General features: G+C 52.2%; 14 protein-coding genes. 6 read left to right on the top strand and 8 right to left on the bottom strand.

The features are described 5' to 3' along the window. The first annotated feature begins 3 nt into the window (after positions 1-3). From GO984_RS02095 to GO984_RS02085, 3 genes are all read left to right on the top strand, one after another. Positions 4-1,050 (top strand): substrate-binding domain-containing protein, encoded by a 1,047-nt coding sequence (locus tag GO984_RS02095; protein WP_245230965.1) that lies wholly within the window; start codon positions 4-6, stop codon positions 1,048-1,050. Positions 1,051-1,296: 246 nt separating this feature from the next. Next, entirely contained in the window at positions 1,297-2,460 is a 1,164-nt protein-coding gene (locus GO984_RS02090; RefSeq protein ID WP_157020910.1) for an efflux RND transporter periplasmic adaptor subunit, read from the top strand. 3 nt (positions 2,461-2,463) lie between these two features. Beyond that, on the top strand, positions 2,464-5,592 hold the full coding sequence (locus GO984_RS02085; protein WP_157020909.1) for an efflux RND transporter permease subunit: 3,129 nt from the start codon (positions 2,464-2,466) through the stop codon (positions 5,590-5,592). Between the two features lie 107 nt (positions 5,593-5,699). Here the strand turns inward: GO984_RS02085 and GO984_RS02080 are convergent, their stop codons facing one another. The 5 genes from GO984_RS02080 to GO984_RS02060 all read right to left on the bottom strand — a co-directional run bounded on the left by GO984_RS02080 (position 5,700) and on the right by GO984_RS02060 (position 9,949). Then, positions 5,700-5,945, bottom strand: a complete 246-nt coding sequence (locus GO984_RS02080) for a MoaD/ThiS family protein (RefSeq protein ID WP_157020908.1) — start codon at positions 5,943-5,945, stop codon at positions 5,700-5,702. Next, positions 5,946-8,189: a xanthine dehydrogenase family protein molybdopterin-binding subunit gene (locus GO984_RS02075; protein ID WP_157020907.1), complete on the bottom strand. Its 2,244-nt coding sequence runs from the start codon at positions 8,187-8,189 to the stop codon at positions 5,946-5,948. Beyond that, entirely contained in the window at positions 8,189-8,668 is a 480-nt protein-coding gene (locus tag GO984_RS02070) for a (2Fe-2S)-binding protein (RefSeq protein ID WP_157020906.1), read from the bottom strand. The genes GO984_RS02075 and GO984_RS02070 overlap by 1 nt, the downstream gene beginning before the upstream one ends. Then, entirely contained in the window at positions 8,665-9,534 is an 870-nt protein-coding gene (locus GO984_RS02065) for an FAD binding domain-containing protein (RefSeq protein ID WP_157020905.1), read from the bottom strand. Before GO984_RS02065 ends, GO984_RS02070 begins: the two co-directional genes overlap by 4 nt. Before the next feature lie 124 nt (positions 9,535-9,658). Then, a complete protein-coding gene (locus GO984_RS02060) occupies positions 9,659-9,949 on the bottom strand; it encodes a hypothetical protein (protein ID WP_245230963.1) in 291 nt (96 codons plus the stop codon). A gap of 334 nt (positions 9,950-10,283) precedes the next feature. On the opposite strand from GO984_RS02060, the gene GO984_RS02055 reads away from it, so the two are divergent. The 3 genes from GO984_RS02055 (at position 10,284) to GO984_RS02045 (ending at position 14,401) form a co-directional block, all read left to right on the top strand. Then, positions 10,284-11,249, top strand: coding sequence for a TAXI family TRAP transporter solute-binding subunit (locus GO984_RS02055; RefSeq protein ID WP_157020904.1), 966 nt, complete (start codon positions 10,284-10,286; stop codon positions 11,247-11,249). 114 nt (positions 11,250-11,363) lie between these two features. Continuing rightward, positions 11,364-13,973, top strand: coding sequence for a TRAP transporter permease (locus GO984_RS02050; protein ID WP_157020903.1), 2,610 nt, complete (start codon positions 11,364-11,366; stop codon positions 13,971-13,973). After that, positions 13,970-14,401 carry a universal stress protein gene (locus GO984_RS02045; protein ID WP_157020902.1) on the top strand — a complete coding sequence of 144 codons (432 nt, stop codon included), beginning with the start codon at positions 13,970-13,972 and terminating at the stop codon, positions 14,399-14,401. The genes GO984_RS02050 and GO984_RS02045 overlap by 4 nt, the downstream gene beginning before the upstream one ends. Positions 14,402-14,428: 27 nt before the next feature. Here the strand turns inward: GO984_RS02045 and GO984_RS02040 are convergent, their stop codons facing one another. Genes GO984_RS02040 through GO984_RS02030 form a run of 3 tightly spaced genes read right to left on the bottom strand, consistent with a single transcriptional unit; the run spans position 14,429 to position 18,547 of the window. Further along, on the bottom strand, positions 14,429-15,481 hold the full coding sequence (locus GO984_RS02040; RefSeq protein ID WP_157020901.1) for a lipocalin-like domain-containing protein: 1,053 nt from the start codon (positions 15,479-15,481) through the stop codon (positions 14,429-14,431). Beyond that, a complete protein-coding gene (locus GO984_RS02035) occupies positions 15,471-17,882 on the bottom strand; it encodes an FtsX-like permease family protein (protein WP_157020900.1) in 2,412 nt (803 codons plus the stop codon). The genes GO984_RS02040 and GO984_RS02035 overlap by 11 nt, the downstream gene beginning before the upstream one ends. After that, positions 17,879-18,547 carry an ABC transporter ATP-binding protein gene (locus GO984_RS02030; RefSeq protein ID WP_157020899.1) on the bottom strand — a complete coding sequence of 223 codons (669 nt, stop codon included), beginning with the start codon at positions 18,545-18,547 and terminating at the stop codon, positions 17,879-17,881. Before GO984_RS02030 ends, GO984_RS02035 begins: the two co-directional genes overlap by 4 nt. Positions 18,548-18,640: the final 93 nt, after the last annotated feature.

Here is an 18,640-nt window from a genome sequence, read left to right as displayed (position 1 = left end):
CACATGTTTCTGAGACGTCAGATGTTGAAACTCACGGGCGCTGCGGCGCTGACCTTGGGAATGGGCGGGGTGGCGCTGGCAGGTGATATGCCAGCCCCCTTCGATAAGGCTGGTGAGGTGAAAATTGCCCTTGTCCGCTATCTGTCTACGGGTGACTTTTTCCAGTCTTATCTGTCTGGAGTTGAAACCCAAGCTGAAGCACTGGGTGTCGATTTACGGGTATTTGATAGTCGCCAAGATGCGGCCTTGCAGGCTGACATGGTTGATCAGGCGATTGCGCTTGGGGTTGACGGGATCATCATTCAGCATGGGCTGACTGAGTCTATGAAGGACGCAGCCCAACGCGCTGTTGAAGCAGGCATTAAGGTTGTCGCTTTTGATGTGAATGTCGAAAACACCGCTATTCCGCAAGTCGAGCAGTCGGACTACATGCTCGGCAAACTGGCGCTTGAGCAGGCAGTGGTCGACAATGGTGACAACTTCACCGCTGGCTATGTCTACGTTCCGGGTATTGCTCCGCTGGACCGTCGTGACGTGGCATGGGAGGATATCAAAGCGGCCAACCCAGGCATCAAGCAAGCCGCAATGTTTGGGACTTTGGATAATCCAATTGCAAACTCGGTTGCCAACCAGGCGCGGTCTGTCTTGCAGGCCAATCCAAATATCAATGTGATCTTTGCGCCCTATGATGAATTTGCCAAGGGGGTAAAAATTGCTGTGGACGAGGCTGGTCTGACTTCAGACATCAAGATTTACTCAGCGGATGTGTCGACAGCTGATATCTCGGCAATGCGCGAACCGGGGTCAGCCTGGGCAGCTACTGTTGCCACCAACCCAGCGGTTGTTGGTGAAGTTTCAGTCCGGACTTTGGCGCTGATGTTGGCCGGTGAAACGCCTGATGCACAGGTTATTGTGCCACCAACCTTGATCACTCAGGATTTCCTGAATGCCGAAGACATCAAGAACATGGGGGATCTCGGTTCGAAAATGCCCCAGTTCGCCCACGCTGATGTTTCGATGGCTGATTGGATGCCTTTGCCGAAGCGCTAACTTTACCAGGTGTCGACTAAGAGGTCCCGGAGCGAGGTTTCGCTCTGGGACTTTTTGTTTCTAGGCCATCGGAATTGCGGCCCCTTGGCCAGAACCTGAAGATCAGCGAACTTATGCCAAATGTTGTAGGTTTCTTGCAGTTGGCTGTACGCTTGATAAACATGGGTAAATTGAACCTAAATTTCATTAGGGATTCCTTTGCCACGGCAGGCAGTTGCTCGCCGGATGCACCCGAAAGGCGCAAGAATGACCCGTATCAAACAAACACAACCAGCACTGCGTTCCGTGACACGCCGGATTTTGGCGGTGAGTACCGCAATTGCTCTTTGCACCGCGCCAATGGCCATTGCACAAGAGACTGCTCCAGCACCAAAGGTGTCGGTGATGGCGGCGGTCACGAAGCCCATCCGCAACTCGGAAACCTTCATTGGCCGCGGCGAAGCCAAAGATAAGGTGGATGTAATTGCACGCGTGAGTGGGTATCTTGAAGAAGTGTTGGTTGAAGATGGTGCTGAAGTACAGGCCGGTGATCTGCTGTTTCGTATTGAGCGAAGTGCCTACGAGGCTACGTTGGAAGCCCGACGCGCCGATTTAGACAAAGCCGAAGCCAATCTACAGCTGGCGTCAGTTGATCTTGCCCGAAAGCAGGAACTTTTCACGCGAGGTGCGGTTCCCGAAGCAGAGCGGGATACAGCGCTCGCAAATGAAAAAGTAAGTGAGGCACAGGTTCGAGCTGCTAAGGCAGCTATTCAACAGGCGGAGCTTGACCTGAGTTATACCGAAGTGTTTGCGCCTTTTGCTGGTCGTGTAGGCCGGGTCGCTGTCAGTGTTGGCGATGTGGTCGGTCCAACCAGCAAGCCGCTGGTGAATGTTGTGCGCGAAGCCCCGATTTATGTTTCCTTTGCTTTGAACGAAAAACAGTTCGTCAGCATTCTGCAAAAGATAGAAGGCGCAGAAGTTACTGAAGAACAAGAAAGAGAATTGTTCGAAGTATTTGTAGTCCTTCCCAATGGTACCGAGCTGGAAAAACGTGGCAAGTTTGCATTTGCTGACAACCGCATTGATCCAAATACAGGTGCGATCACTCTGCGAGCTGAGTTTGAGAATACCAGCCGTTTGATTGTTGATGGATCGTTTCTTACCGTTGGGCTGGAGGCGCAGAAAGCTGAGGATCGGATTGTCATCAGTCAGGCCGCGATGCAGCGTGATCAACAGGGACCATTTGTATTGGTGGTTGATGACCAGCAGATGGTTGAACAGCGGTACATCGAAACTGGGGATGTTGTGGGAACCGGCATTATTGTGCTGGATGGGCTTGAAACGGGGGAAACCGTCGTGGTGGAAGGCCTGCAGCGTATACGCCCCGGAGCCAAGGTCGATCCGGTTCTGGCCAATCAGGCCGGAGAATAAGCCATGCTTTCATCCGTATTTATTTCGCGACCTAAGTTTGCGATCGTAATTTCACTGGTTCTGACCATTATGGGGGCAATCGGGTACCTGGCGCTACCAGTCGCCCAGTTTCCCGATATTACACCGCCTGTGGTCAGCGTGAGTGCCAACTACACAGGCGCCAACGCTGAAACGGTTGAGAAAAGTGTTGCCGCACCAATAGAAGCGCAGGTGAACGGTGTTGATGACATGATCTATATGTCGTCCAGTTCTTCTGACACTGGCAGCTATTCCCTTTCGGTCACTTTTGAAGTGGGAACTGATCCCGATATTGCTTCGGTCAACGTTCAAAACCGAGTAGCACAGGCAATGTCTGGTCTGCCTGCCGAGGTCACATCGTCTGGCGTGGTGACGCAAAAAAGCTCCACCAATATGCTGTTGGTGGCAACGCTGACCTCACCCAATGATACCTATGATGATGTTTTCTTGTCTAACTATGCAGCCATCAACATCAAGGACGCGCTCAGCCGGGTCCAGGGCGTTGGTAAAGCTGACATTCTAAACAACCTCAGCTATGCGATGCGGATCTGGATGGATCCGAACAAAATGGCTGGGCTGAGCATCACCCCCGGTGATCTAATCAACGCGGTACGAGAGCAAAACCTAGAGGTCTCTGCAGGGCAAATTGGTGCACCACCGGTTCCTGGGGACCAAACATTCCAGTACACCATTAAGTCCAAGGGCCGCCTGACAACGATTGAAGAGTTTGGTGATATTGTTATCCGGACCGGTGAGGCAGGCAGCACCGTGCGTGTGCGAGATGTGGCCACCATCGAACTGGGAGCCGAATATTACAGTGTTTCAGGCTATTATGAAGGTAGCAAAGCAACAATTCTGGCCGTCTATCAGGCGCCAGGAGCCAACGCGCTTGCCGTATCAGAGAACGTGTTGTCGGAACTGGACCGCTTGTCTGCGTCATTTCCAGACGACGTCGTTTATTCCGTACCGTTCAACACAACTGACTTCGTTGAACAATCTCTAAACGATGTGGTGTCGACACTAATTCTTGCATTTGTGCTCGTGGTTTCAGTGGTTTTTGTCTTCCTTGGCTCATGGCGTGCAACAATTGTGCCAGCGGTTGCGATCCCAGTATCCCTGATCGGCACATTTGCGTTCTTGCTGCTGTTGGGGATGTCACTGAACACAATTTCGCTGTTTGCTTTGGTTCTTGCCATTGGCATCGTGGTTGATGACGCCATCATCGTAGTGGAAAACGTAGAGCGCATTATCGCCGAGGAAGGGCTGAGCCCCGCTGATGCAACCCGTAAGGCCATGGGGCAAATCACTGGACCCGTGATTGCGACCACTTTGGTTTTGTTAGCGGTGTTTGTTCCAGTGACGTTTATGCCTGGCATCACCGGTCGACTGTTTTCTCAGTTTGCTGTGACTATTTCGGTGGCGGTTGTGATTTCGTCGATCAACGCTCTGACGCTATCGCCTGCGCTTTGCGCACTGGTTCTTAAGGCGCGTTCTGGTCCTCCGACGGGACTACTGGCCAAGTTTGAAAACGTGATTGACGTCATGCGCAATGGTTATCTTGGCATTGTTGGTCGTTTACTGCGGTGGCCGTTCTTGGCGGTGGCAATCGTCATAGCAATGTACGCAGGCACGGGCACGCTTTTTGGCGTCACCTCCAAGGGTTTCTTGCCAGCCGAGGACAATGGCTACCTGTTTGTTGATGTACAGCTGCCAGATGCCGCGGCATTGGGTCGTACGGAGGTGGTAACCAAGCGGGTCAATGAACAGATTGAGCAGATCCCAGGGGTGAACAATACCATTCTGGTCAATGGCTTTAGCCTGCTCAATGGCTCTGGTGCAAACGGGGCAATGATCATTGTTAACCTTGATCCCTGGGATGAGCGTGAAGCGGATGAATTGCAACCCAATGCTATCTTGGGTCAGATTTATGGCATTGCAAATGGTGAGGCTGCTGCCAGCATCGTTGCCTTTAACCCACCGCCGATTTCGGGCTTAGGCATGTCAGCTGGGGTCGAGATGGAAGTTCAGCAAACTGCGGGTGGTACGCCTCAGGATTTGGCTGCGGCTGTTGGGTCCTTGGTATATGCCGCCAATCAGCGCGCTGAAATTGGTCAGTCATATACCACCTTCCGGGCCAACGTCCCGCAGGTGTTTGTTGATCTGGACCGCGAAAAGGCCAAAACTCTGGATGTCGCCATCTCAGAGGTGTTCCAGACTATGCAGGCACACCTAGGGTCATTCTATGTGAATGATTTCAACCTGTTTGGCCGGGTTTACCGGGTGATGGTGCAGGCTGATGGCTCTTATCGAGACAAGATCGAAGATATCGGCAATCTCTATGTCCGCTCTCAAGCTGGAAATATGGTTCCGCTGTCCACGCTGATGGATGTAGAAAACATTCTTGGTCCAGTCATGTTGAAGCGTCACAATATGTTCCGGTCGGCCACTGTCACCGCGGTACCTGCGGCGGGCCTATCAACTGGGGACGCAATCCGGGTTATGCAAGAAGAAGCTGCGACGGCACTGCCGCCAGGCTACGCTTTTGAGTGGACTGGAACCGCCCAGCAACAGCAATCCTCATCCGGGTTTGTGATTGTGATCATCTTTATGGCTGTCTTGTTCACCTATTTGTTCTTGGTGGCCCAATATGAAAGCTGGACGATGCCGGTGGCAATTCTGTTGTCGGTGGTTGTGGCCATGTTTGGTGCGGTTTCCGCGGTGTCCTTAACTGGCAGCGACATCAACCTTTATACACAGATCGGTATGATCATGCTGATTGGTATGGCGGCCAAAAACGGTATTCTCATCGTCGAGTTTGCCATGGAGCGTCGAGCAGACGGCTTGTCGATTAAGGATGCTGCTTATGAGGCTGGACGTCAGCGATTTCGGGCTGTGATGATGACCGCCTTTTCATTCCTGCTGGGCGTTGTTCCGCTGTTGATTGCGTCGGGCGCAGGGGCGGCCAGCCAGAAGGCAATTGGCGTTGCAGTGTTTGGCGGCATGCTGATGGCTACAGCTGTTGGTGTCATTGTAATTCCAGTGCTCTATGCCTTTATGCAGGGGCTGCGAGAACGTGTGAAGGGCATAGGAAATAAAACGACATCAGTCGGTTAGCTGTAATTTATCACAAAGGCCCGCCGGTTGTGTAACCGGCGGGCCTGATTTTCTATCCATCTTCATCTAGCTAGAAATATCCCGGGGCTTGGGGCAGAGCCCCAATTCTATCCGCCTTTCAAACGTTGCATCAGAAAGATTTCATTCTCCGCTGATACCGGTTCGGTCAGGCTGGTGGCGATGATGCGACCGTCAATCGCAATCGATACTCCTGATTCAATTACCGGTTCCAGCTCAGGATAGCTCAGGCTTAGAGCGGCCAATAGCTGGCCAGTGGTGGAGGCTTCAACCTCCACACATTCTAACCCTCCGGTGAGCGTTCGCAGACCGGACCAAAGATGGACCTTTACCATTTAACCTTTGTCTTTCAGGGCGCGCAAAATGCGAGGAGGTGACATCGGCAAGTGACGCAAGCGGACACCAGCAGCAGCGGATACCGCATTCGCAATGGCCGCAAGTGGCGGCACAATCCCGGTCTCACCAACCCCCCGAACGCCGTAGGGGTGGCCGGGGTTTGGTACTTCGACAATCACTGTGTCGATCATCGGCAAATCCGAGGCGACCGGCACGCGATAATCCAGGAAAATCGAGTTCTGCAACCGACCGTCTTCACCGTAGATGTATTCCTCGTTCAGCGCCCATCCGATACCCTGCGCAGCACCACCCTGAAATTGGCCCTCTACATATGACGGATGGATAGCCTTGCCTGCATCCTGAATGACTGTATAGCGTACCACAGCTGTCTTGCCCGTTTCTGGATCCACTTCGGCGTCTACGATATGGGTGCCGAATGAAACGCCGGCACCTTCAGGAGTAGCTTCGAAATGCCCGGAAATTGGTCCTCCGGAGCGGCCCATGCTTTTGGTGATTTTTGCCAGTGGCATCGGATCAAAATTACCAGCATTTGCGCCTGACGGCTTGGCGCAGCCATCCTCCCAATAGACCGCATCTTCAGGGATGCCCCATTTTGCAGCGGCGCGTTTACACAGTTTTCCAACAGCATCTTTGGCTGCCTTGATTGTGGCTAGTCCAGATGCATAGGTCACCCGGCTCCCGTGGGAAACGTCGTTGTAACCAAGCGTTGCTGTATCTGCGATGGTGACCCGGATGTTTTCGTAAGGGATGCCCAGTTCTTCAGCGGCCATTAACGCCATCGACGCGCGAGAGCCGCCAATGTCCGGCGTGCCGACTGATATCTGGCAAGTACCATCTTCGGAAAGAGCAAGAGAAACAGAGGTTTCACCGCCGTGGTTAAACCAGAAACCACAGGAAATTCCGCGACCCTGTCCGGGTTCTAGTGGGGCTGAGTAATGCGGGTGTGCCTTGGCTGCCTCAAGGGTTTCAACAAGTCCGATGCGCTCGAACTTGGGTCCATAAGACGCTTTTGTGCCTTCGCGTGAGGCATTCTTCAAACGGACGTCGATTGGGTCCAGATCCAATTGGCTGCAGAGCTCGTCAATGACTGATTCAACGGCAAATGAAGCCATTGGTGCACCCGGGGCCCGGTAGGCGGCTTGCTTTGGGCGATTGGAAATCACATCATAGCCAACCTGGTGGACGTTAGTCAGTGAATAAGGCGCAAAGGCACACATGGCTGAGAACTCCATCGGCGCGCCGGGGAATGCTCCACCTTGGAGGCGGAAGATACCCTGAGCGGCGGTAATGGTGCCGTCTTTCTTCATGCCAATTTTGATGTCCATCGAAGTGGACGAGGTCGGGCCAGTTGCGCGAAACACTTCGGAACGGGTCATAACGATCTTGACCGGCCGATTTGCTTTGCGAGACAGCGCCAATGCGACGGGTTCAATAAATACGGTGGTTTTACCACCAAACCCACCACCGATTTCAGATGCTGTGACTCGCAATTGCGATGTGTCAATACCAACCAATGCAGCACAGGTTTTTTGCGCAATCCAATGACCCTGCGTTGTGCACCACAACTCGCCTTTACCATCGCCGCCAAGGGAGGCCAAACAGGCGTGTGGTTCGATATAGCCTTGGTGAGTGGCTTCAGTTTTAAAGCTGTCTTCGATGACAAGATCAGCTTCGGCAAAGCCCGCATCAACGTCGCCGTGGCCGCTGTCGTGATAACGAACGACATTAGGGTGGTGCCCTGCAGGCACTGATGCATCTGCATAGCTGTCGTTTAGTACCGGGGCATTCTCTGCCATGGCCGCATCAACATCGGTCACATGTGGTAGAACTTCATACTCAACTTCGACCAGTTTGACTGCATCGCGGGCAATCAATTGCGAGCTTGCTGCAACCGCGGCCACTGCATGGCCATCATACAGTGCTTTTTCGCCGGCCATGACGTTTTCAAGTACAAAGCCAAATTCACCCTGTAGCCCATCAACAAAATCAGCACGGGTTACAACAGCTTTGACGCCTTCCAGCGCCTCGGCCTTGGATGTGTCAATTCGAACGATCCGAGCATGAGCGTGAGGGCTGCGAACGACGGCCCCATGCAGCATGCCGGGGGCATAGGCATCTGCACCAAATCGGGCGCGCCCAGTGACCTTGTCCAAACCATCTGGGCGGTCAGGGGAGGTGCCAACAAATTTGAAACCTGAGGGTTTTTGATCGTCCAGAGCCATTAAGAAGCCTCCCGCATGTCTGCTGCCGTATCCATCACGGCGCGAATGATTTTGTCATAACCAGTGCAGCGGCACAGGTTGCCTGCGAGCCAATAGCGAACTTCGGTCTCAGTTGGGTCTGGGTTTTTCTCTAGCAGAGATTTTGCAGCGACCAGAATGCCCGGCGTGCAAATTCCGCATTGCAGGGCTGCATATTCAATGAACTTATGCTGCAAAGGGTGCAGTTCTTCACCTTTTGCAATGCCTTCAACAGTCGCAATTTTCTTGCCTTCTGCCTCAGCGCCCAAAACTAGGCAGGAGCAAACCAAGCGTCCATCTACAGTGACCGAACAGGCACCGCAGTCGCCCGTTCCGCAGCCTTCTTTGGCACCAGTCAGGTTTAGGCGATCACGGAGGACGTCCAATAGTGTTTCACGCGGGTCACACAGAAACTCGACATTGTCGTTGTTGACAGTGGTTGTAACGTGAATTTTCTTCATGTGTTTTCTCCTTGAGCGCGCGCATAGGCTATTTTGGCGGTGCGCTTTGCCAGCACGCCGGCGACATGAGTACGGAACTCGACGGTGCCACGCTTGTCAGAAATTGGGTTGCAGGCTGCTGAAGCGGCTTCAGCCAAACGGTTGAGGGCCTCTTCATCCAATGAGCTGCCGATAAGAGCGTTGGCTGCGTCTTCAACCAGCAATACGGTTGGTGCTACGGCACCAAGCGCAACCCGCGCTGCGGTGACAGTACCATCTGTGTCCAGCGTCAAGTTTATAGCGCATCCAACTACAGCAATATCCATCTCTGTTCGGGGAATGAAACGCAAATAGGCGTCGCCTGCGTTTTTACCACGAGCAGGAACATGAACGGCTGACACAACTTCACCTTTGGCGAGAGAGGTGCGTCCCGGGGCAACTGGAACATCAACCGCCGCGATACGACGGCTGCCAGTTGGGCCAGTTACTGACAGTTCTACACCAGCAGCGACCATTGCAGGTACGGAATCAGCAGCGGGTGACCCATTGCACAGGTTTCCTACCAATGTGGCGCGTCCTTGGACCTGAGTTGAACCGATCAGATCCATGGCTTCGACCAATCCCGGCCAATCCTTACCGAGTTGAATATGCTCTCTCATCTCAGCTCCGGGGACAGCTATCCCTATGGTCCAGCTTCCATCTGGGGCTTGGGATATATCGCCAACACCTGGAATGGATTTAATGTCTATTAGGGTGTCGGGTGTAACGATGTCGGCGCGCAATTGCACCAATACATCAGTCCCACCAGCCAAGAAGCGGGTTTCACCAGTCGCTTGATTGGCTAAGGCGGCAGCCTCGTTGAAGCTAGTTGGGCGGTGGTATTGCATGAAGGCTCCTCGACTCTGTTTTGGAAAAAGGATTTTCCAGAGCGAGAGATTAGGCGCCTGTTTCGCGAAGGTCCATCGGTACTACGACATTTCGGCTAATTTCTGCGACAACGGTAAAGGTGATTTAACGCGCGCGCATACCACGTTCATAGGCCGCAGTTAAAATAAGATCCCATTTACGTGGGGTTGAGCGAAATTCTGGTTCAACATCAAACATAAGTGGAGATCGCGGGCCATGAGGTTCAGAGCGGGCAGCCACTGACACGCAGCGTTCCAGTGACCAAAAACTATCGATTGATGGATTGTCTGAAATTAACTGGCTTAACAATGTCACTAAATGTCTCCCAAAAAAGTCTTGTGTAAACTGACCAAAAATAATTTTCGAGTGCATAGCGGTTTTTTTACGATTTGTCATGCTTGAAGTTGCCGTAGGGTCAATTTTGACAATTTCTGCGACCTGTTTGTTGGTCGTAACGAGCGAAACGGCAAATTGAAGGTGAGTTGTTTTGTCAGGGACGGGGAAAGTTTCGCTGCGGTTGTCAAATACGCGATTTTCACCTGACAAAGGGGTGCGACAATAATGTGCACTCTTGACTTGAACTTAGGGCAATGAAACCTTTCGACAGGATCGGGGATAAAGCTAAAAACAGGCCTACCAAGCCTTTCAAACGTCTTAAATGGGTCACCTTTAAGAACGTAAATTGGCTGTCTTCCGATCTGTACATAATACAAGTGGGAGAGACTTGATCATGAAAAACACAAAAATGACCATCGGCGCCTTGCTGGCGGCTGCTGTTATGGCACCTGCAGCAATGGCTGAAGAGTTCATCACAATTGGCACCGGTGGCGTAACCGGCGTTTACTATCCAACAGGTGGCGCGATTTGCCGTCTGGTCAACAAAGGCCGTAAAGAGCACGGAATTCGCTGCTCGGTCGAATCTACCGGTGGTTCAGTCTACAACATCAACACCATCCGCGAAGGTGAACTGGAGTTTGGTGTTGCACAGTCAGACTGGCAGCACCATGCGTTCCACGGCACATCCAAGTTTTCTGACGCTGGTGCGTTCGAAGGTCTGCGTGCTGTGTTTTCGGTACACCCTGAGCCCTTTACAGTTGTTGCACGTGCAGATGCAGGCATCACCAACTTTGATGACCTCAAAGGTAAGCGCGTAAACATCGGTAACCCTGGTTCCGGTCAGCGCGGCACAATGGAAGTTTTGTTGGAAGCTAAAGGCTGGGGCATGGATGCCTTTGCTCTGGCAACCGAGCTAAAAGCTGCTGAGCAGTCTGCGGCGCTGTGTGATAATCAGATTGATGCGATGGTATACACCGTTGGTCACCCTTCGGGCTCCATTCAGGAAGCCACAACAGCCTGTGATTCCGTTCTGGTTACTGTTGACGGAGATTCGGTGTCTGGCCTGATCGACGACAATGCGTTCTACCGGACAGCTACCATTCCTGGTGGCATGTATCGCGGGTCAGATGCAGACACTTTGACATTTGGTGTTGGCGCAACTTTTGTGACTTCGGATAAGGTTTCGGAAGAAGCTGTGTACACCGTGGTTAAGTCGGTGTTTGAAAACATCGATGCGTTCCGCAAGCTGCACCCAGCTTTTGCCAACCTTCAGCCTGAAGAAATGGCAACTGCAGGTCTGTCTGCTCCGCTGCACGCTGGCGCTGCCAAGTACTACAAAGAGCAAGGTTGGATCGAATAATCCTACTTATGTAATACGGCGGGGCGCTTTTAGCGCCCCGTTTTACGCTTGGGGCAGCCCAAACGTCAAAAATTAAGGCCGCGTATAAGACGACGGCCAAAGGGGAGATTATCCATGACATCTAATGTTCATGAAAATCGGCCGCTTACCGAAGAAGAATTGCAAGATCTGGTATCGTCCTCGGACGCCGGCGCACGAAACCCACCAGGGTCTATCGGGCTATTTTTGGCAATTGTTGCGGTAATTTGGTCGGTGTTTCAGGTCATTCTGGCCTCACCACTTTCGAATGTTCTGCTTCCAGGCAGCGTGGTGAACAACTCGCGGCAGATCCATTTGGCTTTTGCTATATTTCTGGCCTTTACGGCCTATCCGGCGCTGAAAACCAGCCCGCGGAATTTTGTCCCTATCCAAGACTGGCTCATGGCCGTAGGTGGAGCATTCATTGCGCTGTATGGCTATATTTTCTATCAGAAAGTTGTGAATTCTGGGGGGCTGGCTGACGATGTAGACAAATGGTTTGCATTGATCGGTCTAGTGTTGCTGTTCGAAGCCGCGCGTCGCGCGTTAGGCCCGGCAATGGCAATCATCGCGGTGATTTTCTTAGGATACGTGTTCTTTGGCTCTTGGGACGGCCTGCCGGATGTGATCCGCTGGAAAGGTGCCAGCCTGAAGAAGGCGATGAGCCATATGTGGATTACCTCGGAAGGGGTGTTTGGCATTGCGCTGGGTGTTTCTACCAAATTTGTCTTCCTGTTTGTGTTGTTTGGCGCATTGCTCAGCAAAGCTGGGGCAGGCAATTACTTTATCAAGATGGCCTTTGGCGCACTTGGTCACCTGCGTGGTGGTCCTGCAAAAGCTGCGGTTGTTGGATCTGCTGCGACCGGCCTGATTTCCGGTTCGTCGATTGCCAATGTTGTGACAACTGGTACCTTTACCATTCCACTGATGAAACGTGTTGGATTTTCCAATGAACAGGCTGGTGCGGTCGAAGTTGCCTCGTCCGTCAACGGTCAGATCATGCCACCCGTTATGGGGGCTGCGGCCTTCTTGATGGTGGAGTACGTCGGCATTTCTTATGTCGAAGTGATTACCCATGCCTTCCTGCCTGCAACGATTTCCTATATTGCGCTGGTTTACATTGTGCATTTGGAAGCTGTTAAACGGAACATGCCAACACTAGGCAATCGAGTGGTTTCGATGGGCCGAACCATTGGCGGCATGGCACTGTTCTTCGCCGGATTTGCTGCGCTGTGTTACGGCGTGAAATACCCGGTTCAGCTTGTTGCATATCTAATGCCTGGTGTGTCCAGTCTGGTGATGTCGGCCATTATCGGCGCGATCTATGTTGCGCTGTTGTGGGTTGCCTCAGGAGTTGAGGATCTCGTTGCGGATGACCCTAACGCCAAGGTGGTTGAGCTGCCAGTTGTCAGCGAAATCTACAAAGCCGGTTTGCACTATTTGTTGCCGATCATTGTCTTGGTTTACTTCCTGATGATCGAGCAAAAGTCACCTGGCTTGTCAGCCTTTTGGGCGACGTTGTTGCTGTTTGTCATCCTGCTGACCCAAAAACCAATCAAGGCTATGTTCCGCGGTGAAAGCGAAACGGCCAATGCCTTTAAGGAAGGTGTTGCCGATCTATGGGATGGCCTGATTGAAGGTGCCCGCAATATGATCGGTATCGCATTGGCAACAGCGACAGCTGGTGTCATCGTTGGCACAGTGACCCTGACGGGTATTGGTCAGGTGATGGCTGATCTGGTCGAATTCCTGTCGGGCGGAAACTTGATCCTGATGCTCATTCTGGTTGGGCTGCTTTCACTTGTTCTTGGTATGGGTCTTCCGACCACCGCCAACTATATTGTTGTCAGCTCTTTGATGGCAGGGGTTGTGGTTGAGCTTGGTGCGCAATCTGGATTGGTTGTTCCATTGATCGCGGTGCATTTGTTTGTGTTCTACTTTGGCATCATGGCGGATGTAACGCCGCCAGTAGGGCTCGCCAGTTTTGCTGCTGCGGCGGTGTCGGGTGGCGATGCAATCAAGACTGGATTCATCGCGTTCTTCTACTCGTTGCGCACAGTGGCACTGCCTTTTGTGTTCATCTTCAACACTGACCTATTGTTGATTGATGTCACGTTAGGGCAGGGCATACTTGTCGCGATTTCAGCGACAATAGCCATATTGGTGTTCACAGCCGGGACCATGGGCTACTTCATTACCCGATCGCGTATCTATGAAAGCGTCGCACTGGTGTTTGTCGCCTTTGCTCTGTTTAGGCCTGACTTCTTTATGGATCGGCTGATGCCCGCCCATAGTGATGTCGCACCAACCGAACTGGTGCAGGCCTTGACTGCTGCGGAAGTCGGATCTGAGCTACGTATTACCGTACAAGGCCCGGATTTCGATACATCTAAAGTAAAATCTACCACCTTGGTTATGGTGATAGAAGGAGAGGGCGATGGGCAATCTCGTGCTGATACCTACGGGTTCATGCTGCTTGAAGAAGATGGGTTGATGAAGTTGGACGAGCCAATGTTTGGCACGCCGGTTTCGACCAAGATCGAGAGCTTTGATTTCTACGGTGACGAGCCCGTTCAAATCACTGCGGTTCAAGCTCCCGCAGATCAATTGCCAAAGGAACTGGTGTTCTTACCGGCGTTACTATTGTTGGCACTGGTGGCCATGCTGCAGCGCGGGCGGGCTAGTAAAGAAGGAGTACCGGCATGAGCAAGTCTATCTTATGCGCTGTTGATCTTGGTAATGCTGAGATTGACAATATGGTCCTTGTTCAAGCGGCTAAGCTGGCTGAACAGGACGGTGCGCAGCTTGATGTGGTGACGGTTTTGCCCGATTTTGGCGAAAGCTGGGTGTCGGGTTTCTTTGAAGAACATCATCATGAGAAAGCGGTCAAGGAAACCTCCATACGACTGCGTGAGGTTTGTGAGCAAGCCGTCGGGGCTGAGCGTAACGCAAAGATCCGTCACTTGGTTGCCACAGGGACTGCCTATCAGGAAATCTTGAAAACCGCAAAGACGGCCAAGTCTGACCTGATTGTGATTGGAGCACATAAGCCAGATTTGCAGGACTATCTGTTGGGGCCAAATGCTGCCAGAGTGGTCCGCCATTCAAGCTGCTCTGTTTTTGTTGTCCGTTAAACTAAATAGGGGTGCCTTAGGGCGCCCCTATTCATATCCAGTCATTTCCAAGTATCCGCGGCCAGTGTGGCTGCCTGAGATGGTGACAGGCCCTTCCCAATAAGGAAAGGATGTACCCATCCAGCTTTGCTTGTTAACGGCTTGAATTACAACAGATAGCTCTTTCGCCGGTAGGGTGATTTTCCATTCTGTTGGGATGCTCCTTCCAGAAACGTTACTATGTTTCAGCGCGAGTGCCTGAAAGTCGCCGGGCTGCAGAGCTGTTACCGTTCCATCCGCTGATATCCAACTGCCTGAGGTAAAGTCAGCGCTGGCTCCCCGCAGTACAAACCCCATCAGCTTATCGCCGCTATCGAAACTCAGAGAGAACCAATCCCACCCGCTTTGATCTTCGGCCAAGGGTTGGCTTGACCACTCTCGATCCAGCCAGCCCTGTCCGACTACCGCTACAGGACCATGAGGCAAGCTCAACGTACCTGTGATCTGGTAGTGGGGTTGTGAGTAGTAATAGCTGGCTTGTCCTCCAGCGGATTTGACAGAGTAACCGTTGTCGCCATGCAGAACCAGCTGTTGACCCTGTGTCGACATGTCCAGTTCATAAGCAAAGTCAGCCCCGCTGGCTTTCAGGTTCAGCTGTTGAAGGGTTGGCCCTACGGTGGTCATTTCCCAATTGTCGATCCAGGCCATAAAGGGGTCGGCCGTAACGCCAGCTTGACCGATGCCACCACGAGCCAATCTTTCAGCAAAGAACTGATGGTTTGGCGTCGTTAGGCCCGCATGGCCCATCCACAACTGTGGGCTGCTCCACCCATCCTCCGATCCGGGTCTTAGTGCAGTCCGAAATAGGGTCCATTGGACCCCATATTCCAGGTCATCATCTCCTTTAAGGTTGGCGGTTAAGTACCACCATTCTATACGAAAATTCGGATGTGATCCGTGGTCCGCAGGGAAAGACAAAAACGTTCCCTGCTGTGGGATTGCGAACCCATTTGCATTGGTCCCGAGCCCAGCAAATCCCTGAGTAGAAGCAGGGGCTGGTAAGCATAGAAACATTGCCGTCAAAAAGGACTTAGCGTTCATGAGCAAATACCTTAAGTAGCTCAGACGGTTTGATGAGAGCGAGTTTGCGGGCAGGGATTGCGGCAGCGATGGCCGCTGCGACTAAAGCCATCACAAGAAGACGCAGCCAGTCTAGAGGGAATATGTACATTGGCAGCTTCCAGCCAAAAGCCTCCACATTAATTACCGATAGAAGCAGCCAGGCCAGCAGCAACCCAAGAGGCAGGGCAAGAAGTGCGGTCAGCGCAGCCAGCGCAAGACTGCGCCACAACTCCAGCCATGCAAGCTGGCGTCGCGTGATCCCCAATGCCCAAATTGGTGCGAGTTGTGGCAAACGCATATTCCACAATGTCAATAGGCTAGTCAGGATTGCAAACCCTGCGACCCCCAATGTGAGCAGGTTCAATGCGCCGGTTACTACAAATGTACGGTCAAAAACAGCAAGCGAACGGGCTTTTAGGTCATTTTGGTCAACCATTGTTATACCCTCGAAATCAGACTCTTGCTGGATTTCCTTAATTAAGTTTTGAACACCTGATGGGGGGAGCCGCAAGCCAAACCGAAGATTTGGAACGTTGTCAGCATGTCGCAGCAGTACTGGTAGAGTAACGATCGCTTGCTCGTGCGGGTTGCCATAGTCAGAGTAGACACCAACCACCGTCATTTTCCAACTGGGTGTAAGGTTCAAATCATCGCCCGGCCAAAGATTACGTCGACGGGCCAACTGTTCATTGATCATCACGGCAGTGCCATTTGAAACCCGGTCCCAAGCCCCGTTTTGAACCTGCAGCATAGGCCACTTTTCTCTGTAGGTGGGATCGTCTTGCACACCATAAATGCGTAGTTTCGTTCCGTGGAACGGCACTTCGCTCCAGCGAATTGGCAAAACCGTAATATCGCGACGGGTCAACCAAAGGACGAGTTTCTGCGCTTGGTCTTCGTCTTTTGCAGTTACGTACAACTCCGCAGATAATCGCTGATCCATCCAGCCAAGGAAGGTGAGGCGAAAGCTGGAAACCATTGTTCCTACACCTATGTTTGTAGCGAGGGCCAGTAAGAGAGCCATCAAAGCAAGTGAGATCCCAGGCAGTTGAGCGCGCATATCGGCCCAGATCCATTCACCGAGAGCGCTACGTGCATTGCGTAGACCAAGTGTCAAAACCCACGATAGCAGCAATGGCAACATCAAAGCTGTCCCCAACATCATCCCTGCGAGCAGGGCGAACCCTGCAATCAATCCATCGAAAACCAACATCGACGCTGTTCCAAAAGCCATTAAGGCGAGGCCCAAGACAGCCATGCCGTATTGTTGGCTACTTGCAGCCTGAGCCCTAGCCTGAAGTCCAGGCGTGGCTAACAAGGGCATTTTGTAGATGTTTGTAATGGCCTGAGTGCTTGCAATCAGCGTGCCAACCACGGCCATAGCAATGCCGGATATCAGCCAGCCTGGCCGTAGGTTCAGGCTGCCCTCCACTGTGGCGCCGTATAGGCCCGAAAGCGTTGCACTGACGTCAGGCAATAGCGCGGCTGCGATCAAATACCCGAGTACGAGACCAGCGGACCCAGCAACAATAGCGATCAACAAAAGTTCACAAAGCAGTAGGACAGTCAATAAATGCAAAGGAACGCCCATTGCCCGCAACGTCCGAAACAGTCCGCGGCGCTGTTCGATACCCAAACTAACTGAACCGTGCACAATGAAAAGTCCAACTGCAAAAGACAACAAGCCAAACGCGGTAAGATTCAGGTGAAAACTATCAGTCAGCCGCGACATCTGACCCGCATCGTATGACTGACGCTGCAATTCCGGAGCCAGATCTTCCAACGGATGCAAACCTAATGGTTGCTCGGGTAAAATTATCATTCTCGTGATCTGACCCGGCCGCTGCAATAGGCGTTCGACCAGGCTAATGTCACCTAGCGCAACATCAATCGGAATTTGGTCAGATTGGACGATTGGCGGTAAATCAACATGAACAGTCAACTGTTCCAACGTTTTGGGGTTAAGAAATAGCTGTTCTTGCGAGCTAAGTGCATCAAGAGAAAAGGAGGACTCGGAATCTGAATTTTCGACCATATTTGAAAAGGTTGGGTGGCTAAGTAGATCCACACCAATAAGTCTAAGAGAGCCGGTATTTTGCGGCCAGCGTCCTTCCAGTACAGGAGACAGCCTCCAGCCTGAACGACGCAACTCCACGTAACGCGAAAGAGGAATAAATCCGGTTTTAGGGACGAGGGTTTCATTTTGCCTTGCCCCGATCTCGGAGGTCGCAAGGTTATAACTGGCTTTTGCCTCTCCATTAATCGCCTGGACCGCTGACCACAGTCCGGTGGCCAATGCGAGTCCTGTGAGTAATGTTATCAGCTGCAAAGGATGACGCCACCAATGCGAGAGTAATGCTCCTAGGGCTGCACGTTTCATGCAATTTTTCCAGCACTAAGATGTACCCTTCGGTCCAGCTGATTTGCTACCTGTACCGAATGGGTCACTAAAAACAGGGCTGCCCCGCTTTCATGGACAAGATTGAGCATCAAATCCATCACTGCAGTGCTGGTGACTTCATCTAAATTGCCGGTTGGTTCGTCCGCCAGAAGCAACTTTGGCCGTACAGCTAGGGCACGACCAATGGCTACTCTTTGTTGCTGTCCACCGGATAATTGCTCAGGATAGCGATCGCTTAGCTCCGTCAAACCTAACCGACTAGTCAATGATGTAATCCAGGTCTGATCGACACGGTTGGCCAACCGGGCATGAAGTGAAATATTTTGCGCCACGTTCAACGAGGGTACGAGGTTGAATTGTTGAAAAACTAAGGAAACCGTATTGCGTCTCAATTCTGATCGGGCACTGTCATTCAGATTGGTCAAGTTGGTGCCAGCGATCTTTATTTCACCACTGTCGTAGTAGTCCAATGCTCCAACTAAGTGCAGAAGGGTGCTTTTGCCGGAACCACTTTCACCAGTTAGCGCGATGCTTTTTCCGGCCTGTAAGTCGAGCGAGACATCACGTAAAACTGCGCGTGACTCACCTAGGCCTGAGTAACATTTGCTCACATTCCGTATCTGAAGCAGTGTGTTATCGGTCATTTCCCAATCCGCCATATGACTGCGATCCGTTGGTGTAACAGAATACCTGTTGAAGGAGAGTGTCCAGCACCAAGAGGGATGGCGGATTGCCGC

The sequence above is a fragment of the Parasedimentitalea huanghaiensis genome (assembly GCF_009753675.1).
GTDB lineage: Bacteria > Pseudomonadota > Alphaproteobacteria > Rhodobacterales > Rhodobacteraceae > Parasedimentitalea > Parasedimentitalea huanghaiensis.
The sequence above is the reverse complement of the archived record's forward strand: the minus strand, read 5'-3'. Positions and strand labels throughout refer to the sequence as shown.

Bases quoted from the DNA above. Each gene is read 5' to 3' on its own strand.
- GO984_RS02045 (WP_157020902.1), top strand. From the start codon at position 13,970: ATGAGCAAGTCTATCTTATGCGCTGTTGATCTTGGTAATGCTGAGATT.
- GO984_RS02095 (WP_245230965.1), top strand. From the start codon at position 4: ATGTTTCTGAGACGTCAGATGTTGAAACTCACGGGCGCTGCGGCGCTG.
- GO984_RS02075 (WP_157020907.1), bottom strand. From the start codon at position 8,189: ATGGCTCTGGACGATCAAAAACCCTCAGGTTTCAAATTTGTTGGCACC.
- GO984_RS02090 (WP_157020910.1), top strand. From the start codon at position 1,297: ATGACCCGTATCAAACAAACACAACCAGCACTGCGTTCCGTGACACGC.
- GO984_RS02080 (WP_157020908.1), bottom strand. From the start codon at position 5,945: ATGGTAAAGGTCCATCTTTGGTCCGGTCTGCGAACGCTCACCGGAGGG.
- GO984_RS02085 (WP_157020909.1), top strand. From the start codon at position 2,464: ATGCTTTCATCCGTATTTATTTCGCGACCTAAGTTTGCGATCGTAATT.
- GO984_RS02035 (WP_157020900.1), bottom strand. From the start codon at position 17,882: ATGAAACGTGCAGCCCTAGGAGCATTACTCTCGCATTGGTGGCGTCAT.
- GO984_RS02055 (WP_157020904.1), top strand. From the start codon at position 10,284: ATGAAAAACACAAAAATGACCATCGGCGCCTTGCTGGCGGCTGCTGTT.
- GO984_RS02065 (WP_157020905.1), bottom strand. From the start codon at position 9,534: ATGCAATACCACCGCCCAACTAGCTTCAACGAGGCTGCCGCCTTAGCC.
- GO984_RS02050 (WP_157020903.1), top strand. From the start codon at position 11,364: ATGACATCTAATGTTCATGAAAATCGGCCGCTTACCGAAGAAGAATTG.
- GO984_RS02070 (WP_157020906.1), bottom strand. From the start codon at position 8,668: ATGAAGAAAATTCACGTTACAACCACTGTCAACAACGACAATGTCGAG.
- GO984_RS02060 (WP_245230963.1), bottom strand. From the start codon at position 9,949: ATGACAAATCGTAAAAAAACCGCTATGCACTCGAAAATTATTTTTGGT.
- GO984_RS02040 (WP_157020901.1), bottom strand. From the start codon at position 15,481: ATGAACGCTAAGTCCTTTTTGACGGCAATGTTTCTATGCTTACCAGCC.
- GO984_RS02030 (WP_157020899.1), bottom strand. From the start codon at position 18,547: ATGACCGATAACACACTGCTTCAGATACGGAATGTGAGCAAATGTTAC.